The sequence below is a fragment of the Micromonospora sp. NPDC004704 genome (assembly GCF_053601675.1).
In genome coordinates, this window is the sequence record NZ_JBSGCD010000016.1 from 146,155 (window position 1) to 166,652 (window position 20,498).

A 20,498-nucleotide genomic window follows, 5' to 3' on the forward strand; every position below is an offset into this window, starting at 1 on the left:
TACGCCCAGGCCCATTACCCACCCTCGTGTTTCGGTCGTCGGCACGGGGCCAGGCGTTTCCGTGGACCCGCAGTCGGCGGGTGCATTGTAGACAGACAATTGTTTCCGAAGTCATTTCCTCGGCGACAACGGTGGTGGTGCGCAGGTGGCCGTCAAGCAGTGGTGGTGACGGGTCGCTCCGGGTTCACACGGTTGTCGGGTCGGCCGCCCGGTCGGTGTGCTCGGTTCCGGCCGGCACCCGGCGGGCGGCGACCAGACCGAAGGCGGCGGCGGTGAAGAACATGACGGTTCCGTAGATCACCGACGGCATCGCCATCCGGGTGTTGTCGAGCAGCGCCGGACTCATCCCGATGGTGATGGCCAGGGTGGCGTTGTGCAGCCCGATCTCGAACGAGGAGGCGACCGACTCCCGGTGCGCGACGCGCAGCGTACGCGGTGCGGCGTACCCGATCGCCAGGCTGACCAGGTTGAAAACCAGGACGATGACGATGACCTCGCCGATGGTCGCGGCGATGTCGTCCTTGATGCCGGTGAGCGCACCGGTGATCATCACGACCAGGACCACGACGGACAGGATCTTGACCGTGCGTTCCATCCACAGGGCGAAGTCGGTGAACCGGGCCCGGACGGCCATCCCGATCGCGATCGGGATCAGGACCATGGCGAAGACCTGGACGACCTTGTCGAACTGGAGGCCGATCGAGCTGTCCGAGCCGACAAAACCGGCCACCGACAGGTTGACGATCAGCGGCAGGGTGAACAGCGCCAGCACCGAGTTGATCGCGGTCAGCGACACGTTGAGCGCGACGTTGCCCCGGAAGAGGTGGCTGTAGAGGCTGGCCGTGCTGCCGCCCGGTGAGGCGGCCAGCAACATCATGCCCACGGCCAGTTCGGGGGCCAGGTCGAAGGCGACCACCAGGCCCAGACAGATCGCCGGCAGGATCAGCATCTGGCAGACCAGGGAGATCACCACCACCCGGGGGTACCGCACCACCCGGCGGAAGTCCTCGACGGTCAGGGTGAGCCCGAGCCCGAGCATGACGATGCCCAGCGCGACGGGGAAGAGCACGAGCGACAACCCGGAACCCATGACGACCCGCCTTCCGATGCGGCCTGCGAGATATCCCCGGATCCTCACACCGCCGCCGCCCGGCACGCATCTCGCGACGTGCGGAAAACCGCCACCGGTACGCGCCGCGAACGGTCACCGGCAACCGGCACGCAGGACATTCGTCCTACGGATCACGGGACGTCTCAGCCTGCCGCCGCACTGTCCCGTCTCCGTAGCGTCTGCGTTGTCGAAATCGCGAAAGGGAGATGCTGTGATGCCGGAGACGACCAACCTCGAACCGCCGACCGTACGTCGGCCCCGCCTGCGCCGTACGGTCACGCTCCTGGTGGCGGCGGCGGTCGCCCTCGCCGTCTGGGTGGTCAGCGTTCCACTGGCCGGGCTCGACCTCACCCTCGGGTCGGGTACGGAGCAACAGACGGTCACCCCCGCGTCGGTGGTGGCCGTCCCGCTGCTGGTGGGTGGCGCCGGGTGGGCACTGCTGGCGTTCCTCGAAGGCCGCTTTCGCGGCGGTCGCCGAGCCTGGCTGATCACCGCCTGGGCGGTGCTGGTGTTGTCACTGCTCGGACCGGTCACCTCCGGGGCCTCCGGCGGCGTACTCGCCGCGCTGCTCGGCATGCACGTGCTGGTCGGTGTGACGCTGATCGTCGGGCTCGCGCCGGCGTCGGCTCGTTGAATGGATGTGGCGATGAGAACTGACGACCGCACGACCGACTGTGTCGAGACCGAGCCGGTCCTGGCGTGGGTCACCCGCCATCCCGGCCCCTGGTTCGCCCTGATCTGGGCGCCCGTACTCCTGGTGGCGCCGCTCATCGACGCGCTGGTGGAGGGACAGGCGCTGCGGGCGACCTACCTGGTGGTGCTCGGCGCGGCATACGCGGTGACGGTCCGGCTCCCGTTCCGACCCGGTACGCGTACCCGACGCGGCGCCGAGGTGGCCCTCGTACTCCTCACGGTGTTGTGCACCGGATACCTCGTGGGCTGGCGTACGGATCGGGAGTTCATCTTCCCGCTGCTCGCAATCGCCGCCGCCGTCGCCGTACGGCAGCGGTGGGCGTTGAGCCTGATCGCGTCGCTCACCATCAGCGGGGCGCTGGTCCCCGGTCTGGAGAGCGGGTCGGTGGAGCTCGCCCTGTCGCTCGGGTTCGCGACGTTCTTCGCCGGTGCGGCGACCTTCCTGGTGCAGTACCTCGTCGGTGTGGTCGGCGAACTCACCCGGACCCGCGAACAGCTCGCCCGGGCCGCCGTCGCCGAGGAGCGACTGCGGTTCTCCCGCGACCTGCACGACCTGCTCGGGCACACGCTGTCGCTGGTGGTGGTGAAGGCGGAGGCGGTCAGGCGGCTGCTCGGCCGGGACCCGGACTCGGCCGTCGAGCACGCCCGTGACATCGAGACGATCGGCCGGCAGGCCCTGACCGAGGTACGCGAGGCGGTGAGCGGGTACCGGACCGTACGCCTGGTCGAGGAGTTGACGAACGCACGGACCGCGCTGGCCGCCGCGAACGTCCGGGTCGACGTGACGTCGCCGGCGGTCGAGCTGGACCCGCGGGTCGACTCGCTGCTCGGCTGGGTGGTACGGGAGGGGACGACAAACGTGCTGCGGCACGCCGGGGCCGGCAGTTGCCGGATCGAGGTGCGAGTGGATGGCAGGGTCGCCAGCGTGGAACTCGTCGACGATGGACACGGCGGTACGGCGGGAGCCGGCAGCGGCCTGCGCGGCCTGCGGGAACGGGTGGAGGACCTCGGTGGCGAGCTGACCGTGACCACCGGCGCGACCGGTTTCCGGCTGGCGGCGTCCGTGCCCGTACCCGTGCTGTCCGGGCAGGGCTGATGTCGGACCCGACGCGGATCCTGATCGCCGAGGACCAGGGCATGATGCGCTCTGCGCTCGCGAGCCTGCTCAACCTCGAGGAGGACATGAGCGTGGTGGCGACCGTCGCGCGCGGCGACGAGGTGGTGGCCACGGTGCTCCGGGAGCGTCCGGATGTGGTGCTGCTCGACATCGAACTGCCGGGGCGCAGCGGCCTCGACGTGATCGGCGAGGTGATCGGGGCGCTGCCCGGCTGCGTTGTCATCGTCGTCACCACCTTCGGCCGCCCCGGCTACCTCAAACGCGCACTGGAGTCCGGGGCGAAGGGCTTCCTGGTGAAGGACGACCCGGTCGAGGAACTCGCCGCCGCCATCCGCCGGGTCCTCGCCGGTGAGATCGCGGTCAACCCACGGCTGGCCGCGCAGGCGCTCGGCGCCAGCCCGAACCCGCTGTCGGACCGGGAACGGCAGGTGCTCAACGCGTCCTCGGGCGGCGCGACGATCGCCGACATCGCAGCCGGGTTGCACCTGTCGGCGAGCACCGTACGCAACTACCTGTCGTCGGCGATCGGCAAGACCAACGCCCGCAACCGGGGTGAGGCGCTGAGCCTGGCCCGCGACCGAGGTTGGCTGTGACCGCACCCCGGCCGGGCGGCGACGGCGCACCAACCCGGCCGGTACGGGCGTCAGCGGCGGGAGTCGGCCACGGACGAGCCCGCGGGACGCAACTCGGAGGGAATGTCCAGCCCCGCCGCGCCGAGCACCTCCTCGGCTTCGGCCTGTGCGGTGGTGAGCACACCACGCGGGCTGCGGGACAGCCCGAGGGCGACGAGGACGGCACCGGCGGTGGCACCGGCCGCCGCGATGGCGAAGATGACGACGTACTGCGACTCGTGCGGCAGCGGTACCGGCGACCCCTCGATCAGGTTGCGGGTCAACATGGTCACCACCAGGGCGCTGGCCAGTGAGCTGCCGATCGAGCGGGCGATCGAGTTCACGCTGTTGGCGATCCCGGTCTCGGCCGGCCCGACGTGCTCGACCAGCAGGGCCGGCAGGGCGGCGTAGCCGAAGGTGACGGCGGTGTTCACGGCGAAGGAGCCGACGATCACCTGCCAGGTCGTGGTGTGCAGCACGGCGAGGGAGAGGTATCCGAGCGCCGCGAGCAGCAGTGCTATGACCAGGGTGGAGCGGGCGCCGTACCGGGAGACGAGTCGCCCGCCCAGCGGGGCGGTGACCACACCCGCGGCGGCACCGGGCAGCAGGTAGACGACGCTCGCGGCGAGCACGGTCGAGCTGAATCCGTAGCCGGCGAGGGCGGGCGGTGCCTGGACGAACGAGGCCACGGTGAGGAAGACGACGAACAGGGACACGCCGAGGAACAGGCCGGCGACGTTCGCGACGATCAGTGGCCGGTGGGTGAGCATCCGGATGCTCACCAGCGGGTGGGTGAGACGACGTTCGACCAGCACGAAGACGGTGAATGCGACGACGGCCCCGACGAACGAACCGATCACGCGGTTCGAACCCCAGCCCCAGTTGTTGGCCTGTGCGAGGGGCATGAGCAGGAGGACCAGGGCGAGGCCGAGGATGCCCGCGCCCGCCCAGTCGGTACGGCCGACCGCCGTGGGCTCCCGTCGCGGTACGACGTACCAGGCGGCGGCGAGTCCGAGCGCGCTGAGTGCGGTGCCGAGCCAGAAGACCCGGTGGTAGTCGGCCCCGTCGCGGGTGAGCAGCCCGGTGGCGACGAGCCCGATCCCGGCACCGATGGCGAGTGTGCCGCTGACCATCGCCATCGCGCCGGTGAGCCGTTCCCGTGGCAACTCGTCGCGCAGCACGCCGATGCCCAGCGGGAAGAGCGCGAAGGACGAGCCCTGCAGGACGCGGGCGAGCAGCAGCAGCGGCAGGTTGTCGGTGGTGGCGGCGAGCACTCCGCCGAGGAGCACCACGATCAGCACCCCGAGCATGACCGGCCGGCGACCGCGCAGGTCGCCGAGGCGCCCCAGGATCGGCGTCAGCACGGCGGCGGCCAGCAGGTTGGCGGTCACCACCCAACTGGTGGCGTTGGCGCTGGAGTGCAACGACCCGGCGATGGACCCGAGGACCGGTACGACGAGGGACTGCAGGGCGGCGACCAGCAGCACGCCGTACGCGACGACGGGTAGCACGAGACGGGGAACGCGCGGCCCGTCGGAGGTGGTCAGCATGTTCGGGCTCTCTTTTCGCCTGGTTGAAGCACCGAACGTAGAACCGCGAGCGCCCATTTTTCAACACGGTGTCGATAAATCTCGTCGTGACGTCGATCACCGACGACGGCGGGTATAGTGGCCGCATGCCAGCTTCCGGGAGCCGTCGCGGGCCGACCAAGGGTGATCAACGTGAGCGCGCCCTGATCCACGCCGCGCGTACGGTGCTGCGGCGCAAGCCGCTCGCGCAGGTGACGATCGACGAGCTCGCGGCGGCGGCCGGGATCGCCCGCTCGGGCTTCTACTTCTACTTCGAGTCCAAGCAGGCCCTGCTCGCCGCGCTCTGCGAGACGGTGCTCGGCGAGAGCGAGCAGGAGCTGGCCGAGTGGGTCGAGTCGGACGGCTTCGACCGGGAGGCGCTGCGACGCGGGCTGGTGCGCTCCCTCAAAAGGTGGCGGATCGACGGTCGCTGGTTGTGCGAGGCGTTCGTCAACCCGTTCCCGGGCCCGGAGATCGTCGAGATCCGGGAACGCGTCACCGCCAACGGGTGCACGGCGATCACCCGGCGCGTCGAGCGGGACATCCGGGCCGGTGTCACCGTCGTGGGCGACCCCACCCTGCTGGCCCTGATGGTGGTGAAGCTGAGGCTGACGATGTTCGCGCACGCCTTCACCAACCCCGACGAGCAGACCGACGACGACCTGTTGGATTCGCTGACCGACGCCACCCTGCGCCTGCTCTACGGAACCCTGCCGGCCCGCTCGACGGCGGTCGGCGAACCACTCCCGGCGACCGTCTGAACAACGCCCTCGCAGCGGGTCCGGCCCGACCGGCAGCCGGAGGAACAGCGCCCCGGCGACCGGGATGGACGGTGACCCCCGCTGTCACAACGGTGGCCTTGCGTTGACTCGGGCGGGCGGTATAGTCCGGCGGTTGAGCCGTGTCCCGGCGGCGTGTCGTACGCCCGGGCCGGGCTCCGATCGTATGGAGGATGGCGCATGTCCCAGAGCGCGGAGCTGTTCGACCTACGCGAGGGCACCTCGCGGCCGGGCTTCGAGTCCGCGCTGCGCGGTTACGACAAGCGGCAGGTGGACCAGTACGTGTCGCAGACGACCAGCGACATGTCGAAGCTGACGTCCGAACGCGAGTCCGCGTACGGCCAGGTCCGCGGTCTGACCGTGCAGATCCAGCAGCTCCAGGCGGAGATCGCCGAACTGCACCAGCGGCCACCGCAGACCGACCGGGCGTCGTTCCGGCAGCTCGGACCGATGGTCGAGCAGATCCTGGCGCTGTCCGAGATGCAGGCCGAGGCGATCGTCAACACCGCCGCACAGCAGGCGGCCGACTATCAGGCCGAAGCGGAACGGGTCCTCACCGAGGCCCGCGAGCACGCGGACAAGCTGATCGCCGAGGGCGAGGCCGCGCAGGAACAGGCGATACAGGAAGCGGACCGGATCAACGAGCAGAGCCGGCAGCAGGTCGAGCAGGCCCGGTCCGAGGCCGAGTCGATGATCGAGGCGGCCCGCGCCCAGCTCCAGCAGGAGGTCGAGGCGGCGCGCACCCAGACCCAGCACGAGCTGGGCCAGTGGAAGGCGCACGTGGAGCGGGAGGTCACCGAGCGGCAGGCGGCGGCCGAGGCCGAACTGACGCGGTGGCGTTCGCTGGCCGAGCAGAAGAACGCGGCGCTCCAGGCGGAGGCGCAGCAGTACTCCGCCGACCTGCACCGTCGGGCCGACGAGCAGGCCGCCGCCCTCGAACAGCAACTCTCCGTCGCCCAGAAGGAGATCGAGGCCCGGCAGCAGGCGCTGGCCCAGCTCCAGGCCGCGCAGGAAACCGCGCAGCAGCGGCTCGCGCAGTCGCGTCAGGAGCGGGCCAGCACGGAACGCGACGTCATCCAGCTACAGCAACGTCTCGGCGAGGTCCGCCAGGACATGACCGCCGAACTCACCCGTCTGGACGACGCCCGGCAGGCCGCCGACTCCGCCGAGCGGCACGCCATGGAGGTACGGGCCAGAGTGCAGCGCGAGGCGAAGCGGGTGGCCGACCGGGCCGCCGCCGCGGTGATGGCTGCCGCCGCGATCAGCGCCGAGACCGGTGAGTACCGGATGGTGGCGGTCCCGCCCGGCGCCAACCGGACCGTCCCTGAGCACGTCGAGCCGGCCGGCGACGAGAACACGCAGCCGGAGCAGCAGGCGCTCGACGGCGACCACACCCGGCGCTGAACGGCGGATCGGCCACAGTCGGGAGACGAGGGCCGCGTCCCGTACCCATTGCGGTACGGGCACGGCCCGGTCGGGTTCAGCCGCAGTGGACGTCGGTCAGCGTGTAACCCCCGCTGCCGACCACCTGACCACCGAGCTGGTACGTCCAGATGTCGGACGTACGGCAGACGTAGGTGGCCACGCCCATGCCGCTCGCGACGTACTGCGGTGCTCCGCCGTTCTGGCTGCGCAGCAGCACCAGGTACGCGGGCTGCCAGCCGTTGTCGCAGGCGAAGCCGCCGGTGACCTCGACCTTGCCGGCGTAGTTCGCGATCGAGTAGATCCCCTGACAGGGCGCGGCCTGCGCGGCGGCGGCCGGTACGAGGACGGCGGCGGCGGTGACGGCCGCCGCGGCGAACAGCTTGACGATTCTCACGGTGGTCCTTCGCGGGTGGGAGCGGATGGGATCGCCCGCGCGGTTGCCCGAGTGGCCCGGCGCCCCGCGTACCGACCCACGGCTGCCTCGGCCGGGTAGCCGCATCGGCGGTAGTGGATCGATGGCGACGCTGTGATCGTAAGTTGTCGAACAATGCACTGCAATATCTAAATCGAAAGATGGAAATTCTCGACTGACCGCCCAACGCCTGCGCCCGCGTCGACGGCTGCCGCGCGTTGACAAAGTCGGGCCTGCCTCGTTAGGGCCTGAGGAGCAGCGTGCGGGGCTGGCCGAGCGTGGACGTGGACGGCCGGAAGAGGTGGTGTGGATGTACGGACGCTTCAGTTGAGCAGACTTCCGGCGTCGGCCCAGCGGGTGCACTCCGGGGTGGAACTGGCCGCGGTCGGGATCATCGGCATCTGCGTCGGGGTGCCGGTGAGCGTCCTCTACTCGCCGATCCTCGGCCCGCTGGCCGGGTGGGACGCTGCCGCTCTCGCCTACCTGATCTGGGTCTGGGTGATCATCTGGCCGATGGACTCGGAGCAGACCGCGCATCTCGCGGTGCGGCAGGATCCCAACCGGACGGTGCGTGACCTGCTCCTACTGGGCGCGTGTCTGGTGAGCCTGGTCGCGATCGGCTTCGTGCTGGCCGAGGGGAACCCGCCCGACCTCGCCAAGCCCATCCGGGTCGGCGCGGCCGTGGTGAGCATCGTGCTGTCCTGGAGCGTCGTGCACACCGTCTTCACCGCCCGGTACGCCCGGATCTACTACACCGGACCCGACGGTGGGATCGAGTTCCACCAGACGCCGCCGCCCCGGTACGCCGACTTCGCGTACGTGGCGTTCACCATCGGCCTGACCTTCCAGGTGTCGGACACCGACCTCACGACCACCGAGATGCGCAGCACCGCGCTGCGGCACGCGCTACTGGCCTACCTGTTCGGAGCGGTGATCATCGGCGCCGCCATCAACCTGGTCGCCGGCCTCGCCCATCCGTAACCATGGTTCGCGTCTCAGCTCGGCCGGACCCGCTTGCGACCGAGTCCGATCTTCCGACCCTGCCGCCGTCTGATCTTGGCGCCCTTGATTCCCCGGGTGTCCGCCCCCACGCTGCGGGTCGTGCTCATGCCGCCCCGCTCGGTCTTCAACGGGCGTTTGCGGCCCGCCTTCGTGGCCTTGCGTCCCAGCATGACCCCCACCTGGGCGGCAAGCTCCTCGGCGCGCTGGGCGAACGCTATCCGTCGGCGTTTTGTGCTGTTCCGTGCCCTGCTGAGCCGTCCGGTCGGTCCGCTGGTCTTCGCCGTACGGGCCATCGTCACCACCACCTCCGCGTCGCCGGTGACCTCCGGTTTCCCGTCAGCCCCGTGGCCAATCCCCCGCCCGCGCACCGTTTCAGGCGCCCGGCGTACGGGTGACCAGCAGGTTCCGCCGACGCGCGATCATGGCCAGGGCGCTCGCGTCGACGATGGCCGCCCCGCCCGGATCGTTGTTGAAGTAGACGTACACCGGGTCCGGGTCCCCGTAGGTGCCCTCGATCCGGTCCAGCCAGGAACCGAGGGCGACCCGCCCGTAGCGCGGCCACGGCCTGGCCCTGCCCTCGTGCAGCCGCAGATAACCGAAGTCCGCCGTACGCCACAGCGGGGTGACCGGTCGGCTGCGCCGGTCGGCCCAGCACAGCGCGGCACCTCGTACCTCCAGAACCCGCCGGGTCTCCGCGGTCCACCACGACGGATGTCGCGGCTCCACCGCCACCCGTACGCCCTCGGGGAACCGGGCCAGGGTGCGGTCCAGGGCGGTCACGTCGACCCGCAGGTTCGGCGGCAGTTGGAGCAGCACCGGGCCGAGCCGGTCCCCGAGCGCGGTGGCCCGGTCGAAGAACCGGGTCACCGGCTCTTCCGGCTCCCGGAGACGCTTGATGTGGGTCAGGTAGCGGCTCATCTTCACCGCGACGCAGAAGTCGTCGGGGGTGCGTCCGCGCCACTGGGCGAAGGTGTCCCGCTCGGGCAACCGGTAGAACGCGTTGTTCACCTCGACCGTGGCGAACCGTTCCGCGTAGTGCTCCAGCCAGCGCCGCTGCGGCAGCCCGGCCGGGTAGAACCGGTCGCGCCAGTCACGGTACTGCCACCCGGACGTGCCGACGAGAATCATCTCCGCCCATCATGCACCCCGTGACGCCCCCGCGGACGGCGAGCGCGGGCGCGCCGGCCGGAAAGCGGGCGGGTCAGGTCGGGTCGGGCGCCAGCAGGTCGGCCAACTCGTCGACACACCGGCCGACCAGCCGCAGGACCGCCCGGTCCAACCGGCCGACCCGGTCCGGGCTGGTGCTCACGGCCAGACCGGCAAGCAGGTGACCGGCCCGGCCACGGACCGGGAACGCCAGACAACCCCGGTCCCGGCGCAACTCGCCGAGCTGGCGGGCCGTCTGCTCGCTGCGTACCCCGGCCAGTTCCAGGTCGAGCAGGTCCGGACGGGTGATGGTGGCCGGGGTGAGCCGGACCAGCGACACCGGCAACAGATCCCGCCGCTCGGCGAGCAGCAGCTTGCCCACGGCCGAGGCGTGCAGGTGCCGGGCCAGCAGCGCCTCCGGCGACGGCGGATGGTCCGGGTCCGGGTCGACCAGCCGCAGCCGGCCGTCCCGGTAGCGGACCAGGTGCACGGCGAGGCGTACGCGGGTGCGCAGGGCGGTCACCACCTCCGGCACACCCGGCGGCAGCGCCTCCCGGGCGGCGGCCCCGGCCAGCTCGATCACCTTCCGGCCGAGCGCGAACCCGCGCAGGTCGGCCAGCCGGACCAGGTACTCCTCCGCGACCAGCAGGTTCACCAGCCGGTACGTGGTGGCCGGCGGCAGACCCAGCGCGGTCGAGATCTCCTTCGCGGTCACCCCGGGACCCGCCCGCGCGACCTCCTCCAGCACGGTCAGCGCGGAGACCACGGCGGCCGGCTGGCGTCCCGCCAACTCGGCCGGTGCGTGGCGGGGCGGCTTGGTCATCCGGCCGGCCTAGCGCCGGCCGACCGGCGAGGCGCCGGGCAGGATGTCCTCGACGGTGGCCTCGTCGAAGAAACCGACGGCGACGTCCGGCACCCGCCTGCGTACTCGGCCGAACCAGAGCAGGCCGAGCGCGAGCAGACCGGCGAAGACGGCAACCAGCACGGCTCTGCCGTCGCGTACGGTCTCCACCCAGAACCCGGTGAAGACGGCTCCGAGCAGCACCGCAGCGAGCAGTCCGGCGACGCTGGCCCACCGGGTGTGCTCGCCGATCCGGCGCAGGAACACCGGCATGGCCAGGCAGACCAGCACGTACGTGAGCAGGAAACCCTGGGTGGCGAGGACGGACAGGGCGTTCGAGATCGACCGGATCGGCAGACCGCTCAGCCAGAGCACGCCCGGCGTGAGTACGGCAGCCGGGATCACCGTCACGGCCGCGACGTACGGCGTCCGGTAGCGCGGGTGGGTACGCCCGAACACCGGCGGGGTGACCTGCTCGCGGCCCATCGAGAAGAGCACCCGGACGGCGGCGTTCGCCGACGCCATCGCGCAGGCGAACAGCGACGAGACGAGCCCCAGTTGAAGCAGAACCGGCAGCAGCGGGGTGGCCTCGGCGACGGCCCGTCCGGCCAGCGCGGAACCGTCCACGGCGGACCCGCCCCGGTGCCGACTGAAACCGTAGATGTGCAGCCCGGCGGCGGCCACCATGAGCGCACCGCAGACGGCCGGGGTCCAGAGCACCACCCGGGGAACGACCGCGTACGGCCGCCGGGCCTCGACGCTCAACGCACAGCCGCTCTCGAAACCGACCAACCCGGTGATCGCGATCATCAGTGCACCGGTGACCGCGCTGGCGGTCAGGTCCGGTGCGGCCAGGGTGTCGGCGATCCCCACCCCCCGGTAGGCGGTGACCGCGAGCGCGGTGAGCACCACGCAGACCGAGGCCGCCTCCAGCGTCAGCGTGACCATCGCGGAGATCTGGATGCCGCGTACCACGCAGGTGGCCAGGATCGTGCCGAGCAGCACGGTCACCAGCAGCACCGTCCGCTCCTGCTCGGCGACGGAGATCAGGCCCGCGTCGGCGAGCAGCGTCGCCAGCCGCCGGGAGGACCCCAGCAGGCACATACCAACCAGCGACAGGTACGCCAACAGCAACGCGCAACCGGTCAGGAACGCCGTACGGGGTGACAGTCCCTTGGCGACGAAGGTGTAGAGCGAGCCGGCCGCCGCCATCCGCCGGGCGAACTGGGCGACACAGGATCCGACCAGCACCATGGCGAGCGTGGCCAGCAGGTACACCGGCACAACCGCCACACCGAGCCAGGCAACCATCCCGCTGGCCGCCATCATCCCCGGTGACGGGGCGACGTTCGCCACGGCCTGGGCTGCCACCGGCAGCGCCGACAGGCGGCGCCGGTCCAGCCCGGTCCCCGACGGCGGCGGGCCGACCGGACGGGCCGGGCGGGCCAGCGCGCCGGCAATGGCGTCGTCGAGAGCGCTCACCGTATCCCCGTTCACGTCCCGGTGGGCTCGGCCGCCCCTACAGAGATCTTGAAAATAGATACGCCTCGTTTCTCCGTTGTTACCGGGCTGTACCGGCCTGAGCGAACCGAATGAGAAACGATCCGGCCCCGTTCGCGTTCACCGCGTCCCGGCATATTGCCGCGAATTGATGGACGCGCAACCCGTACCCGGCTTGATCCCCGCAGGGTGAACGACGTACCGGGTCGGCGATCGCCTGGTCACGGAGGCCGGGCTCGACGCGGAGCCCGACCCCGGCGCAGCAGATCGAAACCACGCTTCCCGCAGGAGTGTCTATGCAGCGTGTCGAACCCACGGATCCGGCGACGCCCGGATCGCCCTGGCGGAACCGAGCGCAACGGCTCAGATGGGGCCTGGGCATTGCCGTCACGACCGCGGTGGTAGCCACCGTCGCGGTCTCCCTCAGCGCCGCCGCGACCGCACCGACTCCCCCACCGGCAACCGCCGGGCCGGTGGCCGGGCAGACCCGGGTCGAGACGGACAGCGGACCGGTCACCATCGACGACCCGACCCCCGGACCGGCACCGGCGCAGGGCACCGGTCGCGATCCCCTCACCCCGAACGAACGCGCCGCCGCCCGCGAGGTGGCCGCCGGTGCGTTGGCCGCCGGCACCGGTGTGACCGGTGCGGCCGGTCCGGAGTACCTCTCCACCGAACTGGTCGACGAACGCTCCGACGGTGCCCGACGGGCCGCCTTCTACTTCTACAACTACTCCGACAACTCCCTGGTCAAGCAGGTGGTCAACCTGAAGACGGGCAAGCTGGAGAACAGCTTCGCCGCACCGGGGATCCAACCTCCGACAAGCGTTCGGGAGAGCACCGAGGCATTCCGCATCTTCCTGGCCAGCGACCTGAGCGCCGACTTCAAGTCCCGGTTCCGCAAGGCCACCGGCACCGACATCACCGACGTGAAGCAGGTCCTGCTCAGTACGCCCAGCTACGTCGCCGCACCGGCGGACCAGGGTGCGCAGCAGTGCGGGAAGCACCGCTGCGTGCAACTCGTACCGCAGGTGCCCGGTGGCGTGTTCATCGACATCTCCGACATCGTCGTCGACCTCTCCGGGCGCGTCGTCGCCCGCCTGAAGTAAGTGGAGGGCTCTCCCCAGATGCGAAACAGGAAACTGACGGCGCTGCTCGGCGCCGCGACCACGGTCACCCTGCTCGGCGCACTCGCCGCGGCGGCACCGGCGACGGCCGCCGACGAACGCTGGACGTACTGCGACGCCGACGCGATGGTCAAGCAGGAGCTGCCGAACGGTTCGCTGTGGCAGCTCTGCTGGCGGATGGACGACCGTACCGGACTGGTCCTGGAACGGGTCGCCTACCAGGGCAAGCGGGACGCCAACCCGATCACGGTACTCAACCAGGTCACCATCGCCCAGCTCAACGTCCCGTACGACTCCGGCGCGAACGAGTGGAACGACATCACCTCGTACGGGTTCGGCGGGCGCTACCTGCAGCAGATGTCCGCGGTGGACTGCAAGGGCGGGTCGCGTCGAGGCGTCTGGACCGAGGACGGCCAGTCCGAGACCAAGGTGATGTGCGTGAAGGTCGAGGACACCGGGCTGGCGTACCGGTTGCAGGGCGAAACGCCCGAGCAGCCGATCGCCAAACAGGGCCAGGACGTGGTTCTGCGGACCATCGCGAAGGTCGGCTGGTACGAGTACATCACCGAGTACCGGTTGCAGGACGACGGGGCGATCGCGGTCCGGCTCGGCGCGACCGGTGACCTGGCACCCCGCGACTACACCACCGTCGACGACGGTTGGCCGCTCGGTGCGGGGCAGACGGACTTCGCCACCAACCACTACCACAGCGCCTTCTGGAAGGTCGACTTCAACATCGGCGGACGGGGGCAGGAGAAGGTCGAGCAGTACGACACCGCCCCGACCGGTGAGAACGGCACCCGCGCCGCGATCTACCACACCACGAAAACCGCCGTCGCCACCGAGGCACCGCTCAACACCGCGTTGCGCCGCTGGTGGCGGGTGGTCAGCCCGACCAGCAAGAACTCCGACGGCCACAACCGGTCGTACGAGCTGGAACTGGGTGCCAGCGACGCGTACGAGGCGCACCCGGAAACCCAACCGGACGTCACGTTCACCCAGTACAAGCCGTGCGAGAAGTTCGCCACGTTCAACCTCGACCCGGAGTGCCCGGGGCGGGGCATCCTCGACTACTCCGACGGCGAGTCGCTGACCGACCCGGTGATGTGGGTCCGGGTCGGCTACCACCACGTGCCCCGCGACGAGGACCAGAGCCCGATGCCGGTGCACTGGCAGGGCTTCGACCTGCTGCCCCGTGACTACACCGCGACGAACCCGATCGGCCCGGCGTCCCGCCTGGACGTCAACGGCCGGCCGTGACCGTACCCGGAACCGAGTGACCCGGTGGTCCCGCTCGCGCCGACCGTGCGGGCGGGACCACCGGCCGCCCCGCCGGGTGGTCGGGAACCCGTCGGGACAAGCTTCGAACCGAGCGGACCGTGGAGGAAGCATGCGCAAGGCAACCGGGATGCTGGCCCTCGCCCTGGCCGGTCTGGTCATGGTGGTCGGTGGTTGTGGTCGGGGCACGGATCCGGACCGGGTCGCGCCGTCCCCGGCGGCGGTGGCGCTGCCCGACCCGGCGGTGTCCCCGTCCGGGCCCGCGCCGGCTTCGCCCGACCCGGCGCTGGCCGGAGGTTCCTCGGCGGGTGCCGGGAGCGGGGCTTCGGCGAGCCCGCCCAACGGGGTGGATCTCCTCTTCGCCCGGATGATGATCCCGCACCACGCGCAGGCCGTACGGATGAGCCGGGACCTCCTGACCAAGTCCGGGGTGTCGCCGAGGGTGGTCGCGATCGCCGAGTTCATCGCCCGCGACCAGCAGCGCGAGGTCGACGAGATGAACGCCTGGTTGGAGAGCTGGGATCAGCCGCGGGTCGACCCGGCCGATCCGGCGACGGCGAGGGTGCACGCCGGCGAGGGGCACGGCATGCTCACCGAGGCGCAGCTCGCCGAACTGGCCGCCGCGCAGGGACCGGCCGCCGACCGCCTGTACCTGACCCGGATGATCGAGCATCATCTCGGCGCGATCGCGATGGCGAAGGGTGCGGTCTCGGCGGGACGGAACGCGTACGTGCGCTACTTGGCCAAACACGTCGTCAACGAGCAGGGTGCGGAGAACGAGGCCATGCGCCGGCTGATCGACGCCTGAGCTTGTCCGGCTGGGTCAGAAGCGGCGGAGTCGGGGCCAGAGCTGCGACCAGGGCATCGTCAGATCACGACAGACCCATACCGGTACGCCCTGCTCCTCGTTCTCCAGGCCGTACCCGTTGTCGTGGCGGGCGGCGAGGGTGACCGTACCGCAGTAGGAGTCCAGTTCCTCGGCGTTCCACCGGCCGACGATGATCACCGGACCCTGGGCGCTGTCCGGCGGTGGACCCCAGCGCCAGTAGTTCACGTGCCCGCTGTACGGGGTGGGCAGTCCGAGCGGGCGCCCGTACCGGTCGAGCGCACCCGCCTCGCCGTAGTTACGGGTCAGCACGACCGCGTCGGCCCGCTCCTCCGGCGGCAGTTCCCGGTGGACCCCGGCCACCGTGGCGGCGAGTTCCGGCCAGCCGACCGTCTCCCCCGCGTCGTAGTTGACCTCCGCCTGTGGAGTGTCCGGCAGCCACCGGATCGGGTAGACCGGCAACGCCAGCCCGACGGTCGTCACCGCGTGCACGGCCAGCAGGACCACCACCCCCGTACGGCGCAGCCGTGGGCGTACCCCGCGACGCAACCAGCCGACCGTGGCCACCGCACCGGCCGCGACCAGCGCGGGGTACGCCCCGATCGGGTAGTACTCCCGCCCGCCCGTCGCCAGCACCACCACCAGGACCAGCAGGTACGTCCAACCGAGGAAACGGTACGGCCGCGCGTCGGTGGAGCGCAGCAGCCGCCACAGTCCGGCGACCCAGATCGGGGTCAGCAGCGGACCCAGCATCAGCAACTGGGCGGGTACGAGCCCGGCCCGGCCACCGAAGTCCGCGTCCTCGCGGATCACCCCGGTCATGGTGAGCTGGGGCCAACCGTGGGTCGCCTGCCACCAGAGATTCGGCGCCCAGAGCGCCAGTGCCACCACCGCCGCGATCCACAGTGCCGGGTGGCGAAGCACCGCCCTCGGCCCGCTGACCAGCACCCCGCCGAGCAGGGCCGCGACGAGGATCAGTGGCAGGCTCTTGACCTGCAACCCGAGGCCGACTACCGGCCCCAGGGCCAGCAGCAGCCGGTCGTCGCGGGTGCGTACCCAGCGGGTCACCAGCCAACCGACGGTGGTCCAGCCGAGCAGGTCCAACGGTGTGGTGTTGAGCAGGTGACCGGAGATCATCACCACCGGTACGGCGGCCCAGCCGACGGCCGCCAGCAGTTGCGCCGCCCGTCCGCCGCCGAACTCACGGGCGAGCAGACCGACCAGCAGCACGCCCAGCGCGACGGCGATCGTGCTCGGCAGTCGCAGGACGACCAGTGAACCGCCGGAAACGGTGTCCATCAGCCGGGCGAGCAGTGGAACCAGCGGCGGCTGGTCGTCGTACCCCCATGCGGGATGCCGCCCGGCGACGAGGAAGTACAGCTCGTCGCGGTGGTAGCCGTACCGCCCGCTGAACGCGAGCATCAGCGCGCCGGCCGTACCGGCCACGGCAGCCAGCGCGGGCCAGGCGACGTTCGGCGGGGACCCGGATGCCGTCCCGTCGGCCGTCGGCACGGTGCGGGACGTGGCGGACCCGGAAACGCTGGTCATTCCGGCAGCGTATCGACGGCTGCGAGACGTCGGAACCAGGCTGCGTAAACCTGCAAACGGAACCGGACCGGGCCGGCGGGCCCGGTCCGGACACCTACGGGGTCAGGCGGTCGCCAGCGGGTGGGTGTGTCTTCCCTCGGCGAACTCTTCCACCATCCTGTCGCAGAACGCCGGAAGGTCCTTGGGACTACGGCTGGTGATCAGCCCGTTGTCGACCTGGACCTGTTGGTCGACCCAGTTGCCGCCCGCGTTGTGGATATCGGTACGCAGGCTCGGGTACGAGGTCACCGTCCGGCCGTTGACGATCCCGGTCTCGACCAGCGACCACGGGCCGTGACAGATCGCGGCGATCGGCTTGTCCTGCTGAAAGAACGCCCGGACGAAGTCCATCGCCGCGGGGTTCATCCGCAGCCGGTCCGGGTTGACCGTTCCGCCGGGCAGCACCAGAGCGTCGTAGTCGGCCGGATCGACCTGGTCGACCGTACGGTCCACGGGGTACCGGTTCGCCGGGACGATGTCCTGGTTCATGGACTGGACCTCACCGGAGGCGAGGGAGATCAGGTGGACCTCCGCGCCTGCCTGTTCGGCGGCGGCACGGGGCTGGGTGTACTCGACCTCCTCCATCCCGTCGGCGGCGAGGAAAGCGACTCGTTTGCCCTGCAACGGCTGATGGCCCTTGGCCATGGTGCGGCCTCCTTTGCGGCGCCGCCCGATCGACGGCGCATGGTGTCTCCTCTTGCTTTCCCGGTGCCGGGACGGGCAAACCGCCCCGTCGAAGCTGCCGGCGGGGGACAATCCGGCGCGGATCAGCCGGCGACGGGATGCCGTGCGCCGTACAGGTTGCGGGATGCTCCCGCGGGTACCAGCACCCGGTGAGCAGACCAGTCGACGACGCCGGTGTCCGGTCGGACACCACGCGCGCCGAGGGTTTCAGCGACGGGGTCCTCGCGATCATCATCACGCTGCTCGTCCTCGACCTGCGGGTACCGCAGGTCGAGTCCGGTCACCTGCTATCCGGACTACTGGCGCAGTGGCCGGCATACGGGGCGTACTTCGCGTCGTACGTGTACGTGGCGGTTGTCTGGCTGAACCACAAGGCGACGTTCAACCGCATCCGGACCGCCGATCGGGGTCTGCACTGGGCGAACCTGTTCGTCCTGTTCACCACGGCACTGCTGCCGTTCCCGACCGCCGTCGTGTCACACGCGCTTCAGGAGCACAACCAGCAGGACCAACGCGTGGCCGTCGCCTTCTACGCCCTGGTCGGCGCGCTGGTCTGCGCGAGTTGGCTGGTGTTCTTCCATTACCTGACCCGACACCGTGAACTGCTCGAGGACGGCGTACATGATCGGCTGTACCCCGCCGAACGGCTCCGGGCCCTGATCGGGATCATCCTGTACGTCATCGCCGGCCTCCTCGGCTATCTGGTCGCGCCAATCGCCGGCCTGGGGATCTTCCTGCTGCTGCCCGTGTTCTACGGCGTCACCAGCGCGGGCCTGTACTACGCGCCACCGTTCGCCCGCCGGCTCGTCAACCGGCCGCCCTCACCGGACGACTAGCGGCCGGTCAGCCCTGAACCAGGGAGGAGAGCAGGGCCGCGGCCTCCCTCGGGCGGACCAGCACGGCGGCGTGGCTGACGTCGAGCGACCGGACATCGAACCGGTTACCGGGAGTCAGCGCGTCCGCCTCGGCGATGAACCGGTCCTGGAGCGCGATCGGCACCGACCGGTCGGCGGTGAGCCGCACGTACGTACGTACGCGGAATCCGGCCCCAGGTCCCGGCGTCGACCCGCTCCTCACCGGCGTCCAGACCCTCGTCCGGCTCCAGGGTGTTCAGATACCCGTAAAACTCGTGGTCGGTGCCGTCGGCCAGCGTCGCCTCCCGGAGCGTCGCGAGCAGCTCGGGATCGGCGGTACGCCAGTTGAAACGCAACGCACCGAGTTCCGCCGGATTCGCGGCGATCAGGCCACCGACGCCGGACAACGCGGTCGACGCGTCCTCCGCCGAAGTCTGGTAGCCGGCCGGGGTGTCGTCGACACAGCACCACGCCGAGATGTAGACCAACGAACGATGCCCGTGCAGGGCCAGCTCCCGCTGCATGGGCGCCCAGGTGAACGAGTTGCTGGCGGCACCGTGGACAAAAACGAAGGTCGGGGCGGTCATCCGGGAATGATGCCGCTGATCGACGAGGTCCACGCCTGCGTGGTCGTGGTGACCGTACGGTCGGTGTCGGCGGCCTGCTCGATCGCGAGTGCGATCAGGTGATCCTGCGCCCCCTCGGCCAGCGGGTACGGCGGTGGTCCCTCGCCGCGTACCCAGGCGGCCATCGCCCGGAGCATCGTGGCGGTGGCGATCTCGTCGTCGTTCCACCGGTGCCCCGGATACGGGTTGCGGTACAGCACCTCGGAGCCGAGCGTGATCGTCCCGGTGTCGAAGCCGTCGAGGTCCAGATCGTGCCCGGTCTGCCGCCGCACCAGGGGCGAGCGGACGATCGTACGCGGCGCCGGCAGGTGCACAACCTCGTCGTCACGCAGCTCGCCATGGGTCCCGCGAACCAGGATGCGCCGGAACCGCAACTGGTTGCGCGTCTGGTTGTCGGTGAAGTCGTACAGACCGGAACGCCCACCGCCGAAGTCCACGGTGGCGATGGTGGTGGTGGCGGGCTTCGGTACCGCGTCGTCGGTCCAGCCGGCCCGGTTCTGCGGATCGAGCAACGGTGCGGTGGTCCGGGAGGCACGCACCGTCGCCGGTGCGTGACCGGCGTCGAGCAGACCCCGGATCAGGGAGACCGCGTGGTACTGCTGGGTCGAGGACACCTGCACCTGGGTGGGCGTACCGATGATCCCGGAACGGACCGCCGCCAGCCGCGCCGCGTGCGCGGGCATCAGCAGGTACTGCTCGGCGACCTGCACCAGCCCGGACCCGCCGACGGCGTCCCACAGGGCACGCAGACCCGGCAGGTCCGGGGCGGGCGGCGTCTCGGTCAGCACCGGCACCCCACGGGCGACCGCCTCGACCAGGATCCCCGGGTTCGCGGACCGTGGCAGGGCGGTCACCACGAAGTCCGGCCGGACCGACTCCAGGCAGTCGGCGAGCGAGCCGAAGGCCGGCACCGGCAGTGTCCTGGGCGTACGGACCACCGCGCCGACACAGGTCACGTCGGGCAGTGCGGTGGACAGCCGCCAGAACGCCTCCGCCCGGTAACCGAAACCGACCAACACGAACGACATCCGGCCCGTCATCCGGCCACCCTAGATCCAACGCCGTTCAGTTAGGCGGTACGGGCGATCGTCAAGGCGTGTCATAGGCATGAAAACAGCGGAGCCCCGGTATAGAGGGTGGTCACTCTAAGACGCCCTTGACACCGGGAGCTCCGCTGCCTGATCAGATTGCCATAACCCATACCAGGACCGTCGCAGCGGGCCGGTTCGCGCCGGGCCATCTGGGTGAGCTGACCCAGCTTGTGCCGTTCGACATGGTCGACGACGCCCTGCAACGCTGCGGCGCGGTCCA

At 70.6% G+C, this 20,498-nt stretch carries 21 protein-coding genes; 10 read left to right on the forward strand and 11 right to left on the reverse strand.

Features of this window, described 5'->3' with window-relative positions; translation table 11 throughout:
• Nucleotides 1–184 precede the first annotated feature (184 nt).
• On the reverse strand, nt 185–1,090 hold the full coding sequence (locus tag ACWEFB_RS22445) for a bile acid:sodium symporter family protein (RefSeq protein WP_452288237.1): 906 nt from the start codon (nt 1,088–1,090) through the stop codon (nt 185–187).
• Between the two features lie 235 nt (nt 1,091–1,325).
• Here ACWEFB_RS22445 and ACWEFB_RS22450 point away from each other — a divergent pair, with 235 nt between their 5' ends.
• The 3 genes from ACWEFB_RS22450 to ACWEFB_RS22460 are packed head-to-tail and all read left to right on the forward strand — an operon-like array spanning nt 1,326 to nt 3,514.
• Entirely contained in the window at nt 1,326–1,745 is a 420-nt protein-coding gene (locus tag ACWEFB_RS22450) for a DUF6069 family protein (RefSeq protein WP_452288239.1), read from the forward strand.
• Between the two features lie 12 nt (nt 1,746–1,757).
• On the forward strand, nt 1,758–2,900 hold the full coding sequence (locus ACWEFB_RS22455; protein WP_452288241.1) for a sensor histidine kinase: 1,143 nt from the start codon (nt 1,758–1,760) through the stop codon (nt 2,898–2,900).
• Nucleotides 2,900–3,514: a response regulator transcription factor gene (locus tag ACWEFB_RS22460; RefSeq protein ID WP_326557667.1), complete on the forward strand. Its 615-nt coding sequence runs from the start codon at nt 2,900–2,902 to the stop codon at nt 3,512–3,514. The genes ACWEFB_RS22455 and ACWEFB_RS22460 overlap by 1 nt, the downstream gene beginning before the upstream one ends.
• A 50-nt stretch (nt 3,515–3,564) precedes the next feature.
• Here ACWEFB_RS22460 and ACWEFB_RS22465 read toward each other — a convergent pair whose 3' ends face one another.
• Nucleotides 3,565–5,082 (reverse strand): MFS transporter, encoded by a 1,518-nt coding sequence (locus tag ACWEFB_RS22465; protein WP_452288244.1) that lies wholly within the window; start codon nt 5,080–5,082, stop codon nt 3,565–3,567.
• 125 nt (nt 5,083–5,207) lie between these two features.
• Between ACWEFB_RS22465 and ACWEFB_RS22470 the strand changes: the two genes are divergently transcribed.
• Nucleotides 5,208–5,861, forward strand: coding sequence for a TetR/AcrR family transcriptional regulator (locus ACWEFB_RS22470; RefSeq protein ID WP_452288246.1), 654 nt, complete (start codon nt 5,208–5,210; stop codon nt 5,859–5,861).
• Nucleotides 5,862–6,059: 198 nt separating this feature from the next.
• Nucleotides 6,060–7,283, forward strand: a complete 1,224-nt coding sequence (locus ACWEFB_RS22475) for a hypothetical protein (protein WP_452288248.1) — start codon at nt 6,060–6,062, stop codon at nt 7,281–7,283.
• A 76-nt stretch (nt 7,284–7,359) separates the two neighbouring features.
• On the opposite strand, the gene ACWEFB_RS22480 is transcribed toward ACWEFB_RS22475, so the two are convergent.
• The gene (locus ACWEFB_RS22480) at nt 7,360–7,698 is read right to left on the reverse strand and encodes a hypothetical protein (RefSeq protein WP_452288250.1); all 339 of its coding nucleotides are present in this window, start codon (nt 7,696–7,698) and stop codon (nt 7,360–7,362) included.
• 345 nt (nt 7,699–8,043) lie between these two features.
• On the opposite strand from ACWEFB_RS22480, the gene ACWEFB_RS22485 reads away from it, so the two are divergent.
• Nucleotides 8,044–8,697: a DUF1345 domain-containing protein gene (locus ACWEFB_RS22485; RefSeq protein WP_452288252.1), complete on the forward strand. Its 654-nt coding sequence runs from the start codon at nt 8,044–8,046 to the stop codon at nt 8,695–8,697.
• 14 nt (nt 8,698–8,711) lie between these two features.
• Here the strand turns inward: ACWEFB_RS22485 and ACWEFB_RS22490 are convergent, their stop codons facing one another.
• From ACWEFB_RS22490 to ACWEFB_RS22505, 4 genes are all read right to left on the reverse strand, one after another.
• Nucleotides 8,712–9,017 carry a hypothetical protein gene (locus tag ACWEFB_RS22490; protein WP_452288254.1) on the reverse strand — a complete coding sequence of 102 codons (306 nt, stop codon included), beginning with the start codon at nt 9,015–9,017 and terminating at the stop codon, nt 8,712–8,714.
• Between the two features lie 73 nt (nt 9,018–9,090).
• On the reverse strand, nt 9,091–9,846 hold the full coding sequence (locus tag ACWEFB_RS22495; RefSeq protein ID WP_452288256.1) for a DUF72 domain-containing protein: 756 nt from the start codon (nt 9,844–9,846) through the stop codon (nt 9,091–9,093).
• 73 nt (nt 9,847–9,919) lie between these two features.
• Complete coding sequence (locus ACWEFB_RS22500) at nt 9,920–10,687, reverse strand: IclR family transcriptional regulator (RefSeq protein ID WP_452288259.1); 768 nt, start codon at nt 10,685–10,687, stop codon at nt 9,920–9,922.
• A 9-nt stretch (nt 10,688–10,696) separates the two neighbouring features.
• Nucleotides 10,697–12,187 (reverse strand): APC family permease, encoded by a 1,491-nt coding sequence (locus ACWEFB_RS22505; RefSeq protein WP_452288261.1) that lies wholly within the window; start codon nt 12,185–12,187, stop codon nt 10,697–10,699.
• Between the two features lie 314 nt (nt 12,188–12,501).
• Here ACWEFB_RS22505 and ACWEFB_RS22510 point away from each other — a divergent pair, with 314 nt between their 5' ends.
• The 3 genes from ACWEFB_RS22510 (at nt 12,502) to ACWEFB_RS22520 (ending at nt 15,418) form a co-directional block, all read left to right on the forward strand.
• Nucleotides 12,502–13,314: a hypothetical protein gene (locus ACWEFB_RS22510; RefSeq protein WP_452288263.1), complete on the forward strand. Its 813-nt coding sequence runs from the start codon at nt 12,502–12,504 to the stop codon at nt 13,312–13,314.
• Nucleotides 13,315–13,332: 18 nt separating this feature from the next.
• On the forward strand, nt 13,333–14,592 hold the full coding sequence (locus tag ACWEFB_RS22515; RefSeq protein WP_452288265.1) for a copper amine oxidase: 1,260 nt from the start codon (nt 13,333–13,335) through the stop codon (nt 14,590–14,592).
• A gap of 130 nt (nt 14,593–14,722) precedes the next feature.
• Nucleotides 14,723–15,418 carry a DUF305 domain-containing protein gene (locus ACWEFB_RS22520; RefSeq protein WP_452288267.1) on the forward strand — a complete coding sequence of 232 codons (696 nt, stop codon included), beginning with the start codon at nt 14,723–14,725 and terminating at the stop codon, nt 15,416–15,418.
• 15 nt (nt 15,419–15,433) lie between these two features.
• Here ACWEFB_RS22520 and ACWEFB_RS22525 read toward each other — a convergent pair whose 3' ends face one another.
• On the reverse strand, nt 15,434–16,984 hold the full coding sequence (locus ACWEFB_RS22525) for a glycosyltransferase family 39 protein (protein WP_452288269.1): 1,551 nt from the start codon (nt 16,982–16,984) through the stop codon (nt 15,434–15,436).
• A gap of 102 nt (nt 16,985–17,086) precedes the next feature.
• Entirely contained in the window at nt 17,087–17,668 is a 582-nt protein-coding gene (locus ACWEFB_RS22530; RefSeq protein WP_452288271.1) for a type 1 glutamine amidotransferase domain-containing protein, read from the reverse strand.
• A gap of 188 nt (nt 17,669–17,856) precedes the next feature.
• On the opposite strand from ACWEFB_RS22530, the gene ACWEFB_RS22535 reads away from it, so the two are divergent.
• Complete coding sequence (locus ACWEFB_RS22535; RefSeq protein ID WP_452288273.1) at nt 17,857–18,543, forward strand: TMEM175 family protein; 687 nt, start codon at nt 17,857–17,859, stop codon at nt 18,541–18,543.
• A 104-nt stretch (nt 18,544–18,647) separates the two neighbouring features.
• Here the strand turns inward: ACWEFB_RS22535 and ACWEFB_RS22540 are convergent, their stop codons facing one another.
• Both ACWEFB_RS22540 and ACWEFB_RS22545 read right to left on the reverse strand, forming a co-directional pair.
• A complete protein-coding gene (locus tag ACWEFB_RS22540; protein WP_452288275.1) occupies nt 18,648–19,148 on the reverse strand; it encodes a hypothetical protein in 501 nt (166 codons plus the stop codon).
• A complete protein-coding gene (locus tag ACWEFB_RS22545) occupies nt 19,145–20,227 on the reverse strand; it encodes a Gfo/Idh/MocA family protein (RefSeq protein WP_452288277.1) in 1,083 nt (360 codons plus the stop codon). The genes ACWEFB_RS22540 and ACWEFB_RS22545 overlap by 4 nt, the downstream gene beginning before the upstream one ends.
• Between the last annotated feature and the right edge of the window lie 271 nt (nt 20,228–20,498).

Coding starts and splice junctions, on each gene's coding strand:
- ACWEFB_RS22445 (WP_452288237.1), bottom strand. CDS start 1,090: ATGGGTTCCGGGTTGTCGCTCGTGCTCTTCCCCGTCGCGCTGGGCATC.
- ACWEFB_RS22450 (WP_452288239.1), top strand. CDS start 1,326: ATGCCGGAGACGACCAACCTCGAACCGCCGACCGTACGTCGGCCCCGC.
- ACWEFB_RS22455 (WP_452288241.1), top strand. CDS start 1,758: ATGAGAACTGACGACCGCACGACCGACTGTGTCGAGACCGAGCCGGTC.
- ACWEFB_RS22460 (WP_326557667.1), top strand. CDS start 2,900: ATGTCGGACCCGACGCGGATCCTGATCGCCGAGGACCAGGGCATGATG.
- ACWEFB_RS22465 (WP_452288244.1), bottom strand. CDS start 5,082: ATGCTGACCACCTCCGACGGGCCGCGCGTTCCCCGTCTCGTGCTACCC.
- ACWEFB_RS22470 (WP_452288246.1), top strand. CDS start 5,208: ATGCCAGCTTCCGGGAGCCGTCGCGGGCCGACCAAGGGTGATCAACGT.
- ACWEFB_RS22475 (WP_452288248.1), top strand. CDS start 6,060: ATGTCCCAGAGCGCGGAGCTGTTCGACCTACGCGAGGGCACCTCGCGG.
- ACWEFB_RS22495 (WP_452288256.1), bottom strand. CDS start 9,846: ATGATTCTCGTCGGCACGTCCGGGTGGCAGTACCGTGACTGGCGCGAC.
- ACWEFB_RS22500 (WP_452288259.1), bottom strand. CDS start 10,687: ATGACCAAGCCGCCCCGCCACGCACCGGCCGAGTTGGCGGGACGCCAG.
- ACWEFB_RS22510 (WP_452288263.1), top strand. CDS start 12,502: ATGCAGCGTGTCGAACCCACGGATCCGGCGACGCCCGGATCGCCCTGG.
- ACWEFB_RS22515 (WP_452288265.1), top strand. CDS start 13,333: ATGCGAAACAGGAAACTGACGGCGCTGCTCGGCGCCGCGACCACGGTC.
- ACWEFB_RS22520 (WP_452288267.1), top strand. CDS start 14,723: ATGCGCAAGGCAACCGGGATGCTGGCCCTCGCCCTGGCCGGTCTGGTC.
- ACWEFB_RS22525 (WP_452288269.1), bottom strand. CDS start 16,984: ATGACCAGCGTTTCCGGGTCCGCCACGTCCCGCACCGTGCCGACGGCC.
- ACWEFB_RS22530 (WP_452288271.1), bottom strand. CDS start 17,668: ATGGCCAAGGGCCATCAGCCGTTGCAGGGCAAACGAGTCGCTTTCCTC.
- ACWEFB_RS22540 (WP_452288275.1), bottom strand. CDS start 19,148: ATGACCGCCCCGACCTTCGTTTTTGTCCACGGTGCCGCCAGCAACTCG.
- ACWEFB_RS22545 (WP_452288277.1), bottom strand. CDS start 20,227: ATGACGGGCCGGATGTCGTTCGTGTTGGTCGGTTTCGGTTACCGGGCG.